Source organism: Marinobacter sp. E2 (genome assembly GCF_055755345.1).
Map to the genome: position 1 here is coordinate 1,985,948 of NZ_CM146911.1, position 16,534 is coordinate 2,002,481.

The window sequence follows — 16,534 nt, forward strand, 5'->3', positions numbered from 1 at the left end:
GGCTCAGTTACGGCCCACACGAATGCGGCCGACGACCCGGCTCAGGGTGTCATCAAACTCCGCGGAGGTTCCCAGCACCCGGATTTTTCCGGCGACAATGCCCGCCACCAGGTCGTCTTCCAGGAATTCTCGCCGATTCAAACCAAGCCGGTCCACAAAGACCAGTTTTCTTGAGGCGTTGATGCGAACCGCCAGCTTGAGTCGGGCGGCATCCGAATCCGGCTCCCCGGACTCTACCACAATCCAGCCACCCAGCTTGATGCCGGCCACCTGCTTCTCCGCGAGCAAGGTTCGCTCTTTGAGGATACGCGCCTGTTCCGCCTCTTCATCCGCGATTCTGCGAGCTTCCGCCTCCTGCCGCTGACGCTCCAGCTCGGCCTCGCGTTCCGCCTCCTGCGCCTTCCGTCGAGCCTCTTCGGCCTCTTGCTGGCGTCGCAGCTCCTCGGCCCTGACCCTGGCTGCCTCAGCCGCCTGTTCCCGCTGCTTGCGCTGCTTTTCGCAAACGTTCGCAAGCAATTCCACGGTCTCTGAAAGTACCTGTCCGAAAGGGGTCATTTTTGGGAGTGGACGGAGCTGATTGCGATCGAGTTCCGCCTGGAATTCCGACCAGGGCTGAACGCCCAGCTTGACCCCAGCGCCGTTGGTCCAGAGGATTTCGGCGGAATCTGCGAGAAAGGCAAAGCAAAAACGGCGTTGCTCGCGCGCGCCCTCACCCTCCACGAACCATTGCCCCTCAACCGCCTGGTAGGTCTCCGGGGCGGGCAGTTCGAAGCCCAGCCAGCGGCCATCCCATTGGAACTGTCCCGCCTCCTCCAGAGCGTTTACGAGCGCCGGAGTCTCGCCACGCAGGCGTGACACCATGACTGACTCAATCCCTGACAAAGCGTCGCCCGGCAGGTCGGTCTTATAGACCTTCTTCCAGACATCGAGAATGCGGTCGCCGATTTGTTCACCCACGTGGTACAGCCGGTTTCGGTCCTGGTCCGACAGCGACGGATCCCCTATCCACACCAGCCACTCAAGAAGCTTGCTGCCATGCCGGAACGCCTCGCCCTGGAGTCCGCCTTCCCACACGGCCTGTTTGATCAGGCTCTGCCAGAAATCCAGGATGAACCGGACAATCGGTACCGGTAGTTCTCTACCCTGCAACGCCCGTCCCACCAGCGCCCTTGCGGTCTGCTCTGCCCGGCGTTGCTTTGCAGCGCCCTGTTCGGTTTCCAGGAGACGCTGGCGGAGTTTTTCTGCCTGGGAATTACGTTTTACCGCGTCGGCTTCCCATTGCCGGCAAAAAACCTCGACCGGCTGGGTGCTGCCTTCCTCGAAGCTGGCAGACACAGCGATAATCAGCGCGTCGAGCTGATCCAGCAGAACCCTTGCGGAACGGCCCCCGGAGTCGCTCCAGCCGCGCCATTCCTGCAGACTGTCGAGCCATGCCACGAGCGGTGCACTGAAGGCCTTCTTGCCCTCCAGGTTCATTCGCCAGGCCAGGTAGAAACGCAACCGCGCGATGCGTCGGGCCAGGGTCGGGTGCAGACCACTGGTTTTAAGAAATACATCCATGATCCGATCGGCCACGTAGGCTGCGTTGACCTGACGGGCCGACCACTCCAGGTGGACCGAGCGAATCACATGGGTCACCCGCTCGTCGCGCTGCTCCGACCAGCAGGAAATCAGCAGGGGCCGCCAGTCGCTGACCGCGTCGGGCTCGAGCTTGCCCGCAGGATACGGCAGATCCGGAACCCGGATACCGGCGAGAACGTCATCAATCCGGCCGGAAACCACCTTAATGTTGGGCACTTTTTTCAGTCTCTGGTTTTGTTCCTGATCTATTTCGCGACATCCGTTCCTCATACTCAAGAAGCGTTGAAAAGGCCCAGTAAATAACGCAGTATAACCAACTCGCCGGGGTTTACCGCAACCGTGTACCGGCGCTTATCGAGCCAAATTGACACTGCGACGGGCATGCGCTGATGCTCTACTAACGCGCAACCAAAAACAGTGACTACGATCAGAATCGGGAAGCAGAACAACATGTCGGGCAACAAACTTGAGAATCTGAACGTGGCGAGCCAGGAAACACTGATTACTCCTGAGGCGCTGAAAAAGGAGATGCCGCTCTCCGAGAAGGCCGCGGACACCGTCGCCAAAGGCCGCCAGGCCATTTACGACATCATGGACGGCAAGGACCATCGCCTGTTTGTAGTGGTGGGCCCCTGCTCCATCCACGATGTTGAGGCCGCGCGCGATTACGCCACTCGCCTGAAGAAACTCGCTGATGAAGTCAGCGATACCCTGCTGATCGTCATGCGTGTCTATTTCGAAAAGCCGCGGACAACCGTTGGCTGGAAAGGCCTGATCAACGACCCGCACCTGAACGACACCTTCGATATCGAACAGGGCCTGCACATTGGCCGTCGGTTGCTGCTGGACATCAACGAACTGGGCCTGCCGGCGGCAACAGAGGCACTGGATCCGATTTCGCCCCAGTACCTGCAGGACACCATCGCCTGGTCCGCCATCGGCGCACGCACCACCGAGTCCCAGACTCATCGCGAAATGAGCAGTGGCCTGTCCATGGCGATTGGCTTCAAGAACGGCACCGACGGTAGCCTTGATGTGGCGGTGAATGCCATGAAATCGGTATCACACCCACACAGTTTCCTCGGCATCGACCAGCAGGGCCAGGTGGCCATCATCCGGACCAAGGGCAACAACTACGGCCACGTGGTACTGCGCGGCGGTGGTGGCAAACCCAACTACGATTCCGTCAGCGTTGCGCTCTGCGAGCAGGCGCTGGAGAAGTCCGGCCTGCGCAAGTCCATCATGATCGACTGCAGCCACGCCAACTCGAGCAAGGACCCGGCCATCCAGCCGCTGGTGATGCAGGACGTCACCCACCAGATTCTGGAAGGTAATTCGTCCATTCAGAGCCTGATGGTTGAGAGCAATATCAACTGGGGCAACCAGTCGATTCCGGACAACCTGGCAGACCTGAAATACGGGGTGTCCATCACCGACGCCTGCATCGACTGGCCGACCACGGAAAAGGCCATTCGGGACATGCGGGAGAAACTCAAGGACGTACTGCCCAAGCGCAAGGTTGGCTGAGGCCTCCCCTCACAAAACAGTCGGGGAGCTTCAGCTCCCCGCGGTTACCCCACCGATCCAGTCAAGCCGCTCTCTCAAAGCAACAACCTGCCCGATGATCACCAGGGTGGGAGGCTGAACTTCCTCGGCCTGCACGCGCTCGACGATGTTATCCAGATTACCGGTCACCACACGCTGCTCCGGCGTGGTGCCTTTTGAAACCAGAGCCACCGGCATCTCCGGCGACATGCCGTGCGCCACCAGTTGGCGGCAGATGATGGGCAATCCAACAAGCCCCATGTAGAACACCAGGGTCTGATTATTCTGGACAAAGTCCTTCCAGGGAAGGTCGCAGGTGTCGTTCTTGAGGTGACCGGTGACAAACCGGACCGACTGGGCGTAATCACGGTGCGTCAGCGGAATGCCTGCGTAAGCGGCACACCCAGACGCCGCAGTGATCCCCGGCACCACCTGGAAACGAACGCCAGCGTCGGCCAGGGTCTCGATCTCTTCGCCGCCACGCCCGAAAATAAAGGGATCGCCCCCCTTGAGTCGCACGACCTTGCGGCCCTGCCGGGCCAGGTCTACCAATCTCTGGTTGATCTGATCCTGTGGCAGGGTGTGGTTCGCACGCTGCTTGCCCACATGAATCCGCTCGGCCGATTCGGGAATCAGCGCCAGAATCTCCGGTGACACCAGTCGATCGTACAGAACCACCTCAGCGGAAGTGATCAGTCGCCAGGCCTTGAGCGTGAGCAGTTCCGGGTCGCCCGGCCCGGCCCCGACCAGAGCCACCTCGCCGGCCGAGGTGTTGGGATTCGAGGTTACCGGATTCTTCCTGTACCGGATTGGTGCAGGCGTTGCACCAACGCCCTTCCCTGGTGCGACTTGCTTCGGATCAGTCATTGGATTCGGTCAATGCCTCCCATGTATGGCTTGAGGACCTCCGGAACCAGAATGCTGCCGTCCGCCTGCTGGTAGTTCTCCATTACCGCGATCAGGGCGCGTCCTACCGCAAGCCCCGACCCGTTCAGGGTGTGCACAGGCTCCGGCTTTCCGGTGTCCGGGTTACGCCAACGTGCATGCATGCGCCGTGCCTGGAAATCGCGGGTATTGGAGCAGGAGGAGATTTCACGGAACTTCTGCTGCCCAGGCAGCCACACTTCCAGGTCGTAGGTTTTTGCCGCAGAGAAGCCCATATCGCCGCCGCACAGGGCCACAACGCGGTACGGAAGTTCCAGCAGCTGAAGAACTTTTTCGGCGTGGCCGGTCAAGGCCTCGAGAGCGGCCTCGGAATCCTCCGGTCGTACAACGTGCACCAGCTCCACCTTGTCAAACTGGTGCTGCCGGATCATGCCCCGAGTGTCGCGCCCATACGAACCGGCCTCACTGCGGAAACACGGTGTATGGCAGACCATCTGCAGCGGCAGCTCGCTGGCGTCGAGGATGGTGTCCGACACCAGGTTGGTAGCCGGCACCTCGGCGGTCGGGATCAGGTAAAGCGGATTCTCCCCCTCCATCCGGAACAGGTCTTCCTCAAACTTGGGCAACTGACCGGTCCCGTAAAGCGTGTCGGCGTTCACCAGATAGGGAACGTAGGTTTCCTGGTAGCCGTGGTCCCGGGTATGCAGATCCAGCATGAACTGGGCCAGCGCGCGATGCAGCCGGGCAACCGGCCCACGCATCACCGCGAAGCGGGAGCGCGCCAGACGGCTGGCGGTTTCGAAATCCAGTCCTTTGAGCCCTTCGCCCAGGGCCACGTGATCCCGGGGTTCGAAATCAAACGCCTTCGGGGTGCCCCAGGTGCGAATCTCGACGTTATCGTCTTCGTCCGCGCCCGGTGGCACGTCTTCGTCCGGGAGATTGGGGATGCCGGCCAGGAAGGCGTTCAACTCTTCCTGGAGTGAACGGAGCTCATCTTCGGCCTCGGACCTCTGCTTTTTCAGGTTCTCCACCTCGTCCAGCAGAGGCTGGATGTCCTCACCCGCCGCCTTGGCCTTGCCGATGGATTTGGACCGTTTGTTCTGCTCGCTCTGCAGGGTTTCCGTGCGTACCTGGATGGCACGACGACGCTCCTCAAGCTGTTCAAAAGCCGCCACATCAAAATCGTAGTTCTTGATGGCCAGCCTGCGGGCGATCTCTTCTGTCTGGGTACGGACACGTTTGGGATCGAGCATGTTTATCCTGAATCTTTCGGTTAGCGATGGGATGAATGACTGGCCATTATACCTGCACAGCTGCTGGTGGCTAGCGGGGCCAGAGGGACTCAGCGGTAGCGCTTGTTGGCGCTCTCTGCGTTCCGGGCATCGAGGCGCTGGCGCTTCTCCGCCAGCTTGATTTCCAGGCCCCGGTCCACAGGCTGGTAGTAACGGCGCTGGTGGATGGCCTCTGGAAGGTAGGATTCGCCGGCGGCAAAGGCGTCCGGCTCGTCATGGGCATAGCGGTAGGTATCACCGTGACCCATGCTTTTCATGAGCTTGGTGGGCGCGTTGCGCAGGTGTACCGGCACCTCATAGTCCGGGTCCTGGCGAATGTCGGCCATGCACTGGTTGAAGGCCTTGTACACCGCATTGCTCTTGGGCGCCAGGGCGAGGTAGGTGACTGCCTGGGCCAGAGCCAGCTCGCCCTCGGGCGAGCCCAGCCGTTCCTGTGCCTCCCAGGCATCCATGCTGAGCTGGAGCGCGCGGGGATCGGCATTGCCAATATCCTCGCTGGCAATCCGCACCAGACGACGGGCCACGTACAGTGGGTCGCAACCGCCATCCAGCATCCGGCACAACCAGTAAAGCGAACCGTCTGGATCGGACCCACGGACAGACTTGTGCAGTGCGGAGATCTGATCGTAGAAAACGTCACCGCCTTTATCGAACCGCCGCAGGCTGGTTTGCATCACCTGCTCAAGGTGCTCTGCGGTCACACGCTCGACACCTGAAGCGTCCGGCTCTGCGAGGTCCGCGGCCACCTCCAGAATATTGAGAGCTCTTCGGGCGTCGCCGCCGGAAGCCGACGCCATCACTGCAAGAACGCTCTCATCCACCGACAGTCGTCCCCCGAATCCCTCTTCCGAAGTCAGGGCACGACTCAGCAATTTGAGGATATCGTCTTCTTCGAGATTCTTCAGGACGTAGACACGGGTGCGGGACAACAGGGCGCTGTTCAGTTCGAAGGAGGGGTTCTCGGTAGTGGCACCGACAAAAATAAAGGTGCCATCCTCAATGTGCGGCAGGAAGGCATCCTGCTGGCTTTTATTGAAACGATGCACTTCATCCACGAAGAGCAGCGTGTCGCGGCCCTGAGACTGCTTCCGGTTACGGGCACGTTCGACAACGGCGCGGATTTCTTTCACGCCACTGAGCACGGCCGAGACGGTCTCGAAGCTCAGGTCGCTGACATTGGCGAGGAGCTGGGCAAAGGTGGTTTTACCAACGCCCGGTGGTCCCCACAGAATCATCGAATGCAGCTGACCCTGTTCCACCGCCCTCCGCAGCGGCTTGCCTGGGCCCACCAGATGGGCCTGACCCACGTAATCGTCCAGCGTTGACGGGCGCATCCGGGAGGCCAGTGGACGGAAGCCCGAGGCCTCCGCGAACAGGCTATCCTGCATCAGGCCCCGTCCCGAATGATATCCACACCCTCCGGGTACTCGAGGGTGAAAGCGCTGGCCTCAACGGGTTCGTTCAAGCGAATGTCGTCGAAACTGAGGATACTGAGCTGACCCAGGGAATCCTGCATCCGCATCTCCTGGAGCTCACCGTCGAAGAAGGTCAACCGCAGCGACGTGAACAGAGAATCCGGGCTGCGTGGCTCCAGGGTATATTCCCGGGTGTGCTCACCCATGCTGCGACCGGAAACCCGGTAGGTTTTTTCGAGGTCATCCACCTCACCGCTGAGTAGAAGTGCGGGTGTGGACTGAACCCGGTCGTCAAGGTCGTGGATGGTCACCTGCTCCAGATCCGGGTCGTAGACTTCAACCGTGTCGCCATCACTGACGATAAACTGCGACAGGGGCGCGCTGGTCTCCCAGTAGAACATCCCGGGCCGTTTGGCCTTGAGTGAGCCACGGGTTTCCTGAACCCGGTTTCCGTTTTCATTCACCACAATCTGGATGAAGTCCGCCTGATACGACTGGTAGCTCTCGAGCGCCCGCGCCAGCTCATCAGCGCCGAGTTTCACACCATTCGCCTTGGCGGATTCTGCGGCGGCAGCCGGAGTGGCCATCATCGCCAGTGCCAGCAGGGTAAACAGGGATTTCAGGAGGGACTGTCCCATAGGTGTTTGCTCCTAGTCTCTCGGGGGTGGCGGCGCCAGAACTTCGCGGGCACCGTTATGACCGGCAGCGCTGACCACACCGGAGGCCTCCATGGCGTCCACCAGGTTGGCCGCCCGGTTATAACCAATCTTGAATTTTCGCTGCACCGAAGAAATCGACACCCGTCTGCCCTCGGTTACAAATGCAACTGCCTCGTCGTAGAGCGCATCGCCTTCGCTGTCGCCACCGCCTTCGGCCAGACTGGGCACGCCGGGCAGACTCTCGCCCTCGGCACCGCTGAGCACATCGTCGACGTACACTGGCTCGCCGCGGGCCTTCCAGGCGCTGACCACCCGATGCACTTCATCGTCATCCACAAAGGCGCCGTGGACACGCACTGGCAAACCCGAGCCCGGCGGCAGATACAGCATGTCACCATGCCCAAGCAACTGCTCTGCCCCGCCCTGGTCCAGTACCGTACGCGAGTCTATTTTCGAGGACACCTGGAACGACATCCGGGTGGGTATGTTGGCCTTGATCAGGCCGGTGATCACATCCACGGATGGCCGCTGGGTGGCCAGAATCAGATGAATACCCGCCGCCCTTGCCTTCTGGGCAATCCGGGCAATCAGTTCCTCAACCTTCTTGCCAACGATCATCATCATGTCGGCGAATTCATCGATCACCACCACAATGAACGGCAGCGTTTCCAGCTCGGGCCGCTCCTGTTCATCGTTCGCCAGATATTCATCCGGCTTCCAGAGCGGGTCCAGAATAGGCTCACCGGCAGCCATGGCATCCTTGATCTTGCGGTTGTAACCGGCAATGTTCCGGACGCCGAGACTGGCCATCAGTCGGTACCGGCGCTCCATTTCCGCAACGCACCAGCGCAGCGCATTGGCGGCTTCTTTCATATCGGTGACCACCGGCGCCAGCAAATGGGGAATGCCATCGTAGATGCTGAGCTCCAGCATCTTCGGGTCGACCATGATGAACCGGACATCGTCCGGGCCCGCCTTCAGCAGCATGCTCAGAAGCATGGCGTTGACGCCAACCGATTTACCGGAGCCGGTGGTGCCGGCTACCAGGAGGTGTGGCATCTTGGCCAGATTGGCCACCATCGGGTTTCCGCCAATGTCGTTACCCAGTGCGAGGGTGAGCGGTGAACTCGATTCCTCGAAAACCCTGGCACCCAGTACTTCACTGAGACGAACGATCTCCCGTTCCTCATTGGGAATTTCGATACCAACCACGGACTTGCCGGGGATTACCTCCACAACGCGAACACTCAGCACCGCCAGTGAACGGGCAAGGTCCTTGGCAAGGTTGGAGATCTTGCTCACCTTGACCCCGGGGGCGGGCTTGATTTCAAAGCGGGTGATCACCGGCCCGGGGTTTACTTCCACCACCTCGACCGATACTCCGAAGTCCGCCAGTTTCTCTTCCAGCAACCGCGACATGTGTTCCAGGGATTCCTCGGAATACCCTTTTTCCTTGTGCTCCTCGGGCGGATCAAGAAGCGAAATCGGGGGGATCGGGCTTTCGATGTCCTCCAACAACGACGGCTGCCGGTTGTCCTTATCCTTCGCCTTGGCCGGCTGCTCGTCTTTTTTGAACGGCGAGATCTTCACCGACCGGGAAGCCGGCTGCGGCGAGCCTTTCGCGGCGCTGAGCCGGGGCTCGACATCGGCCACCGTATCGTCGCGGGAGCTGAAGCTTTCCAGCCTTGCCGGCTCCGGATCGTCGCCGGCGGAGAATCCGCCCAGCGCCGGTTCTTTCCTGGCAAGGGAATCATCGGGAGTAGAGCCTGCCTTGGCGGCCTGTTTGGGCCGGAAACCGGGAATACGCTGCCACCAGCGGAGCTTGTCCCCACGCGGCTTTTCAGAACCGGTACGGGGCTTTTTCCGCTCGGGTTCCGCAACCCGGTCGCTGACCACCGGTGGCTCCTTGGCTGGCGGAGAAGTCCGGGCAGGCGCCGGCTGAGGGCGCGCCGGTGTTTTATCGGCCTTGCCTTTGCCAGCGAAGAGGTTACGAATGGCCTGACCGGTCTTCAGGGTTAGCCCGCCGACCTGATCCATCAGCCAGAACCAGGACAGACCAGTCGTCACCGTCAGGGCAAACAGGAAGATCGCTATCAGCAGCAAGGTGGTGGCAGGCAGGTTGAAGAACCGCACCATGGCATCAGCCACGGCGGTACCCAGCACGCCGCCGGAGGACACACCGAGCCCGAACACGGAATACAGCGACAGCAGACTGGTTGCAGACAGGAGAATCAGAATGAAACCGCCGAACCGCATCAGGAAAAGTGGCCAGTGGAGGTCCAGGGAATCATTGCGACGGCGGATCAGCATCAACGCGTAACCGGCGATCATCAGCGGGAACAGATAGGCAACCTGTCCGAAGAAATCCATAAACAGGCTGGCCAGCCAGGCCCCGGTTCTGCCCGCATAGTTATCCACGCGGGTGTCATGGCCGATGCTGGCCCAGCCGGGATCAGAGGGGCTGAAGGTCACCAACGCCATGGCCAGGTAGATCGCCAGGGCGATCAGGGCAATCACTGCACCCTCGCGGGCACCCTGTGCGGCAAGGCGGCGAAAGCGCAGCTGCTTCTCTGTCAGTTCCTGTGGTGCTTTCTTCGCTTTTGCAGATTCGGCCATGAATGCTCAGACGTTTTCGTTTCGTGCGTTCCGAAGCGCCTGGAACCCCCGATTGAGGTCGGTTTTCAGGTCTTCGACTGCCTCGATGCCGACAGAAATCCGGATCAGGTTCTCCGTGATGCCGGCCCGCTCCTTGTCTTCCGGCGACAACCGCCCGTGAGTGGTGGTGGCCGGATGAGTAATGGTGGTCTTCACGTCGCCCAGATTGGCAGTAATGGAAATCATCCGGGTTGCGTCAATAAAGCGCCAGGCCTCATCACGCGCACCCTTGACCTGGAATGACAGAACGCCACCGAATCCGCTCTGTTGCTTTTTCGCCAACGTGTGCTGTGGGTGGCTTTCAAGCCCGGCATAGAATACCTGCTCAACCTCCGCCTGCTGCTCGAGCCACAGGGCCAACTCTAACGCATTGTCACAGTGGGCGCGCATACGGATTGGTAAGGTTTCCAGACCCTTCTGGAACACCCACGCGTTGAAGGGGCTCATAGTGGGCCCGGCGGATCTCAGAAAGCCATAAACCTCTTCCATGGTCTTGTGATCACCGACCACCACGCCACCAACGCAACGGCCCTGGCCGTCGAGGTATTTGGTGGCGGAGTGGATCACGATGTCGGCCCCTTGCTCCAATGGCCGCTGCAGCACCGGCGTGCAGAAGCAGTTGTCCACTACGAACAGCGCGTCGTTCTCGCGGGCAAGTCGTGAGAGAGCGTCCATGTCCGCCACTTCGCACAGCGGATTGGACGGCGTCTCGATAAACAGCATACGTGTCTCGGGGCGAATCGCCGACGTCCACTCCTCGAGGTCCGTCAGGCTCACAAACGTTGTCTCCACACCGAAACGGGCCAGATATTTCTGGAAAAGCACATTGGTTGTGCCAAACACGCCCCGTGAACAGATCACATGGTCACCGCTTTTGAGCAATGCCATGCAGGTGCTGAGGATGGCCGCCATGCCCGAAGCCGTTGCCACCGCACGCTCTCCCCCTTCCATGGCGGCTATCCGGGCCTCGAATGCCTGTACCGTGGGATTGGTGAAACGGGAGTAGATGTTGCCCGGCTCATCGCCACCAAAGCGCGCGGCAGCCTGGGCCGCGCTCCCGTAGACAAAGCTGGAGGTCGGATAGATCGCATCACTGTGCTCCAACTGCCCTGAGCGGATCTGCCCTGCCCTCACCGCCAGGGTATCAACCGACATTCCCTCCAGATCCGATTCCGGAATCCAGACAGTTTCTTCGCGGCGAAAGGTCATGAACGTCTCCTGCCCCCGTGGGCTACTTCAGTCTTCGTCATTGTACAGGTCAATAATGGCATTATCGCCGGAGGTGGCGCCGGCACTCTCGAAGCGCTTCTCATCATTGCGCATCTCTTCCAGCCGGTTCAGGTAGGCGTCGTCCACGTCTCCAGTGACATAGTTCCCGGTGAACACCGAACACTCCCAGCCTTCGATGTTTTCATTAACGTCACTGACGCAGGTCACCAGGTCCTCAAGGTCCTGGTACAACAGCCAGTCAGCTCCGATCAGCTCCCGGATCTGTTCTTCGGTACGGTCGTGGGCGATCAGCTCACTGGCCGAAGGCATGTCGATACCGTAGACGTTGGGGTAGCGCACAGGAGGCGCCGCAGACGCAAAGTAAACCTTGCGGGCACCGGCGTCCCGCGCCATCTGGACAATTTCCTTGCAGGTAGTGCCCCGCACGATGGAATCGTCCACCAGCATCACGTTCTTGCCACGGAATTCCAGGTCAATCGGATTAAGCTTCTGACGCACCGACTTCTTCCGCATCTTCTGGCCAGGCATGATGAAGGTCCGGCCAATATAGCGATTCTTGATAAAGCCTTCGCGGAATTTGACGCCCAGCCGGTGAGCCATCTGCATGGCGGAGGTGCGACTGGTGTCAGGGATCGGCATGACCACGTCGATATCATGATCCGGGAAATCCCTGAGCACCTTTTCAGCCAGCGTCTCGCCCATGCGCAGGCGGGCCTTGTACACCGACACCTTGTCTATGATCGAGTCCGGGCGCGCGAAGTACACGTGCTCGAAAATGCACGGATACAGGTGTGGATCTTCTGCGCACTGCTGGGTGTACAGGGTGCCGTCGGTTTCAATGTAAACTGCCTCACCCGGTGCAATGTCGCGCACCAGGCTGTAACCGGCGGCGCTAAGGGCAACGCTTTCGGAGGCAATCATGTATTCCTTGCGTCCGTCCTCGGAGGTGCGCTCTCCATAGCACGCGGGGCGAATACCATTGGGGTCCCGGAATCCGACAATGCCGTAGCCGGTGATCATCGCGATTACCGCGTAGGCGCCCCGACAGCGCTTGTGCACCGCCCGTACGGCCGAAAAGATTTCGTCCTTGGTGGGGTCCAGCTTGCCCAGCTTCTGCAATTCGTGGGCAAACACGTTGAGCAGGACTTCCGAATCCGAATTGGTGTTGATGTGCCGCAGGTCGGTGCGGAACAGGTCACGGCTCAGTTCATCGGCGTTGGTGAGGTTGCCGTTGTGGGCCAGGGTTATGCCATAGGGGCTGTTGACATAGAACGGCTGGGCCTCTGCGGAACTGGAGCTTCCGGCGGTCGGGTACCGGACATGACCGATACCGACATTGCCCACCAGCCGGCGCATATGACGGGTATGGAACACATCCCGTACAAGGCCGTTGTCCTTGCGCAAATAGAAGCGATCATCCTGAAACGTAACAATGCCCGCCGCGTCCTGGCCCCGGTGCTGAAGTACAGTCAGCGCATCATAAAGCGACTGATTGACGTTGGTAGTACTGACGATGCCGACAATGCCACACATGGATAAGGAAGTCTCCGAGTGTTAAAACTGAATGTTAGCGGGACGCGGACGCAGGTTCCACGCCTTCTTGCAGTAGATCTGTATCCGGTACCGGCGCCTGCTCCGGTGCCGGCCCCAGAAACCGGGCAAATTCGTCGCCCAGGGTTCGCCGCGACCAGTCCTCAACCACTGCCAGACGATCGATGATGATCGATGTCCGCCACCAGGTGTCCTGTGCCAGGGGCGTGTAGCGGGTGAAGGCAATCGCCACGATCACCACCACCACACCGCGCAGCAGACCGAACCCCATGCCAAGAACCCTGTCGGTGGCCGACAGGCCGGTTGCCCGGACCAGATGCCCGATCATGTTGTTGATGATCGCACCAATGATGAGGGTTCCGAAGAACAGAATGGCGAAAGCCGCGATAAGACGCACCAGCGGGGTCTCGACGGTGCTTTCCAGCAGGGTTTGCATCTGCGGATGAAACGTTCGGGCCAGAATGAACGCGCCGACCCAGGTCACCAGAGAAAGAGCTTCTTTGACAAAGCCCCGCTTCAGGCTGATGAGCGTGGAAACTGTAATCAGGGCGATGATGACCCAGTCAATCCAGATCAGCGCTTCCATGGAAAACCCGGTGGAGAAAAGGAAGCGCGAATTCTATCAGGAAACCCCCGCTCACCAAACCGCCTTGAGCACATAAAGGCTGCCGCAAGGCGTTATTTTCCGCCGGAGGTTACCAGACTGTTCAGGCCAAAGGCGTCGTCCAATGCGCGTTTGGCTGCCTTGGCCTCGGATTCCGTGGCGAAGGGTCCGCTGAATACGCGTGTGAAGGTCGTGTCACCCTGCGTGACCTGCTGCAGATGGGAACCGTATCCCTTCTCCCGGACACGGTCACGAAGACGCCTGGCGTTATCCGCATTGCCAAAGCTGCCTAATTGAACCACCCAGGCGCCCTCCAGAGAACGCTGGTACTCGGCGGACTCCGTTTCGGTGCTCTTCGCCTGACTGCTTTCTGTTTCAGCAGGTGCAGGGGCTACGGTTTCGCTGGCAGCAGATTCGCCGGTCTCGGCAACTGGCTGTGCTGTCTGCGCGGATTGGCCAGAGGTCTCGCGCTCCGGAGCCGTCAGCTGTCCAGGCGCCGCAGTGGAAGTCTCCGGTGGCGCTTCTTCAAGGATACGGTATCCGGGTTCATCAGACTGGCCGGGGGATTGTGCGGGCGTCGCCGGCAGCGTGGTTTCCGGTGCCTCTACCTCAGGAAATGGCGGCTCTTCAGGGATATTGATGGTGGTGGAGGTGCGCTCGGTGTGGGGCTCATCGAAGAGCATGGGAACGAAGATAACCGCGAGGGAAACAAGGACCAGTGCCCCGATGATTCTCTGCTTCAATCCATCCACGTTCTAGGCTCCCCACTGTTGTCGCCGCGCTGGCAAAAGCGCTTACCCGCAGATACTAACGGTCCCGCCGGTCGAACTCAAAGTCTCACAGCCCGGCATGGACAAAGTTTAAGACGGAATGGCCGCCAATGAACCGGACGCTGCCGCCAGATAGTCTCTCGCCTCTGCCACGGTGAAAAAAGAGCCGAACGCAATCACGAGGTCGGCGGGCCCGGCACTCGACAATGCGGCCTGGAGGGCTTCGGTGACCGTTGCAAAAGCCGTTACCTCTGGCAACTCTGCCGTGGCCAGTCGGTCCTCAAGCGCACGGTCAGACAACCCCCTGGGAACGGACAGACCACCAAGGTACCAGGCGTCCACCACACCCGAGAGGGCGGCAGCCACCCCTTCCACATCCTTATCCGACAGGGCACCGTACACGCCGTGAATACGCACCCCGGGACGTTTCAATCGGTTCAGGCGCCCCGCAAGCCAGGTGGCGGCGTGGGGATTGTGCCCGACATCCACGTAGACGGCTGGCTCACGACCGAGCTGTTCAAACCGACCTGGCACTCGGAGCCCGCTCAGCGCCTTCTCGACCGTCTCAGTAGCCAGATCAGGTTCCAGACGACGAATGGCAACCACCGCTGCGGCAACGCTGTTCACAGGCAGCGGTCCATCCGGAATTCGAATGGTCTCTCCCCGGTAACGCAACAGCAGATGTCCCGGGCCAGCTTGAGCGCCGTCCGGATCAGAAAGTGTATAGTCCCGGTTCAGCATGGCCAGTCCGACCTTTTGGGCGGCCACCTGCTGTAGCACCGATGATGGCGGATCGACATCCGCGTACACGGCCGGAATGCCCGGGCGGAGAACACCGGCTTTCTCGAAGCCAATAACCTCCCGGTTGTCGCCGAGGTAGGCGACATGATCGATATCGACCGATGTGAGAATGACAAAGTCGGCGTCCAGGGTATTCACGGCATCCAACCGTCCGCCCAGACCGACTTCAAGAATCCAGTCCTGGACACCCGCTTCTGCGAAAGCGACAAAGGCCGCCAGGGTTCCGAACTCGAAGTAGGACAACGACACTCGTCCCCGGGCCTTCTCAACGGCCTCGAAGGCCCGGATCAGCGCCTGGTCCGATATGTCAGTACCATCAAGACGCACCCGTTCGTTATAGTTCTGCAGATGCGGAGAGGTGTAGGCCCCGGTACTGCGCCCGGCGGCCCGAAGCAGCGTCTCAAGAGCGGCCACCGCGCTGCCCTTGCCGTTCGTACCGGCGACCGTAATGATGCGGGCCGAAGGTTTTCGAGGAAAGAGCTTACGCAGCACCAGCAGCACACGATCCAGTCCAAGATCAATCTCTTTCGGGTGGATCGCTTCCAGGTAGGCAAGCCACTGATCGACAGTGGAGCCGGGCCCTGGGGAAGCCAGGGCCGCGGAGGTGTTACTCGGTCGGGGCATCGGTTTCGGGCTTTTCAGACACTTCGAACTCGATGGGCTCTTCGGTTCCGGGCCGCTCCTGACCGGTAAACTTGGCCAGAACGTGGGCGATGCGCTCGCGCATCTGGTGCCGGTGCAGGATCATGTCGATGGCCCCGTGATCCAGCAAGAATTCACTCCGCTGGAAGCCTTCCGGCAACTGTTCCCGGACCGTCTGTTCGATAACCCGGGGGCCGGCAAAGCCAATCAGGGCGTTGGGCTCGGCAATGTTCAGGTCGCCCAGCATCGCCAGACTGGCTGACACACCGCCAAACACCGGATCGGTCATCACGGATATGTAGGGAATGCCCTCCTGCTTCATGCGCTCCAGCACCGCAGCGGTCTTGGACATCTGCATCAGGGAAAGAATGGCTTCCTGCATCCGGGCACCGCCACTGGCCGAGAAACACACCAGGGGGATGCGCTCTTCCAATGCCACGTTGGCTGCCTGAACGAACTTCTCGCCAACCACCTGCCCCATGGAGCCGCCCAGGAAGTTGAACTCGAACGCGCAGGCCACCAGCGGAACCCCCATCGTGGCGCCTTTCATGGCCACTAGCGCATCTTTCTCACCGGTCCCTTTCTGGGCCTGGGAGAGGCGATCCTTGTAGCGTTTGCTGTCCTTGAACTTGAGTCGATCCCACGGCTCCAGTTCCGCGGCAATCTCCTCACGGCCATCTTCGTCGAGGAAGATATCCAGACGCCGGCGGGCGGACACGCGCAGGTGGTGGTTGCACTTGGGGCACACGTCCAGATTTTTCTCGAGTTCCGGCTTGTAAAGAAAGGCACCGCATTTGGGGCATTTTTTCCAAAGCCCCTCGGGAACGCCCGTCCTTTGCTTGGATTCCGAGCGAATCTTGCTCGGCATGATCTTGTCCAGCCAGTTACTCATGATGTCATCCTG

General features: G+C 60.3%; 12 protein-coding genes and 1 pseudogene. 1 reads left to right on the plus strand and 12 read right to left on the minus strand.

Annotated features, from left to right (window positions below; genetic code table 11):
• Positions 1–3: 3 nt before the first annotated feature.
• Positions 4–1,797, minus strand: coding sequence for a DUF1631 family protein (locus tag AC0J1C_RS09105; protein WP_473043550.1), 1,794 nt, complete (start codon positions 1,795–1,797; stop codon positions 4–6).
• 234 nt (positions 1,798–2,031) lie between these two features.
• Between AC0J1C_RS09105 and AC0J1C_RS09110 the strand changes: the two genes are divergently transcribed.
• Entirely contained in the window at positions 2,032–3,108 is a 1,077-nt protein-coding gene (locus tag AC0J1C_RS09110) for a 3-deoxy-7-phosphoheptulonate synthase (protein ID WP_091985480.1), read from the plus strand.
• A 30-nt stretch (positions 3,109–3,138) separates the two neighbouring features.
• On the opposite strand, the pseudogene cobA reads toward AC0J1C_RS09110, so the two are convergent.
• From cobA to accD, 11 genes and pseudogenes are all read right to left on the minus strand, one after another.
• Positions 3,139–3,894: pseudogene (gene cobA / locus AC0J1C_RS09115) on the minus strand (uroporphyrinogen-III C-methyltransferase); the annotation flags it as partial.
• Positions 3,895–3,989: 95 nt separating this feature from the next.
• Positions 3,990–5,264: a serine--tRNA ligase gene (gene serS, locus AC0J1C_RS09120; protein WP_473043551.1), complete on the minus strand. Its 1,275-nt coding sequence runs from the start codon at positions 5,262–5,264 to the stop codon at positions 3,990–3,992.
• An 89-nt stretch (positions 5,265–5,353) separates the two neighbouring features.
• Positions 5,354–6,691: a replication-associated recombination protein A gene (locus tag AC0J1C_RS09125; protein WP_473043552.1), complete on the minus strand. Its 1,338-nt coding sequence runs from the start codon at positions 6,689–6,691 to the stop codon at positions 5,354–5,356.
• Positions 6,691–7,308 carry an outer membrane lipoprotein periplasmic chaperone LolA gene (gene lolA, locus AC0J1C_RS09130; protein WP_473046522.1) on the minus strand — a complete coding sequence of 206 codons (618 nt, stop codon included), beginning with the start codon at positions 7,306–7,308 and terminating at the stop codon, positions 6,691–6,693. The genes AC0J1C_RS09125 and lolA overlap by 1 nt, the downstream gene beginning before the upstream one ends.
• 60 nt (positions 7,309–7,368) lie before the next feature.
• Entirely contained in the window at positions 7,369–9,993 is a 2,625-nt protein-coding gene (locus AC0J1C_RS09135) for a DNA translocase FtsK (RefSeq protein ID WP_473043553.1), read from the minus strand.
• 6 nt (positions 9,994–9,999) lie between these two features.
• Positions 10,000–11,241: an O-succinylhomoserine sulfhydrylase gene (locus AC0J1C_RS09140; RefSeq protein ID WP_473043554.1), complete on the minus strand. Its 1,242-nt coding sequence runs from the start codon at positions 11,239–11,241 to the stop codon at positions 10,000–10,002.
• Between the two features lie 27 nt (positions 11,242–11,268).
• Positions 11,269–12,795, minus strand: a complete 1,527-nt coding sequence (gene purF / locus AC0J1C_RS09145; RefSeq protein WP_375192994.1) for an amidophosphoribosyltransferase — start codon at positions 12,793–12,795, stop codon at positions 11,269–11,271.
• A gap of 34 nt (positions 12,796–12,829) precedes the next feature.
• A complete protein-coding gene (locus AC0J1C_RS09150; RefSeq protein WP_375192993.1) occupies positions 12,830–13,399 on the minus strand; it encodes a CvpA family protein in 570 nt (189 codons plus the stop codon).
• A 92-nt stretch (positions 13,400–13,491) separates the two neighbouring features.
• Positions 13,492–14,169 (minus strand): SPOR domain-containing protein, encoded by a 678-nt coding sequence (locus tag AC0J1C_RS09155; RefSeq protein WP_473043556.1) that lies wholly within the window; start codon positions 14,167–14,169, stop codon positions 13,492–13,494.
• A 108-nt stretch (positions 14,170–14,277) separates the two neighbouring features.
• Positions 14,278–15,612 carry a bifunctional folylpolyglutamate synthase/dihydrofolate synthase gene (locus AC0J1C_RS09160; RefSeq protein WP_375192991.1) on the minus strand — a complete coding sequence of 445 codons (1,335 nt, stop codon included), beginning with the start codon at positions 15,610–15,612 and terminating at the stop codon, positions 14,278–14,280.
• The gene (accD, locus tag AC0J1C_RS09165) at positions 15,596–16,522 is read right to left on the minus strand and encodes an acetyl-CoA carboxylase, carboxyltransferase subunit beta (RefSeq protein WP_473043557.1); all 927 of its coding nucleotides are present in this window, start codon (positions 16,520–16,522) and stop codon (positions 15,596–15,598) included. Before accD ends, AC0J1C_RS09160 begins: the two co-directional genes overlap by 17 nt.
• Positions 16,523–16,534: the final 12 nt, after the last annotated feature.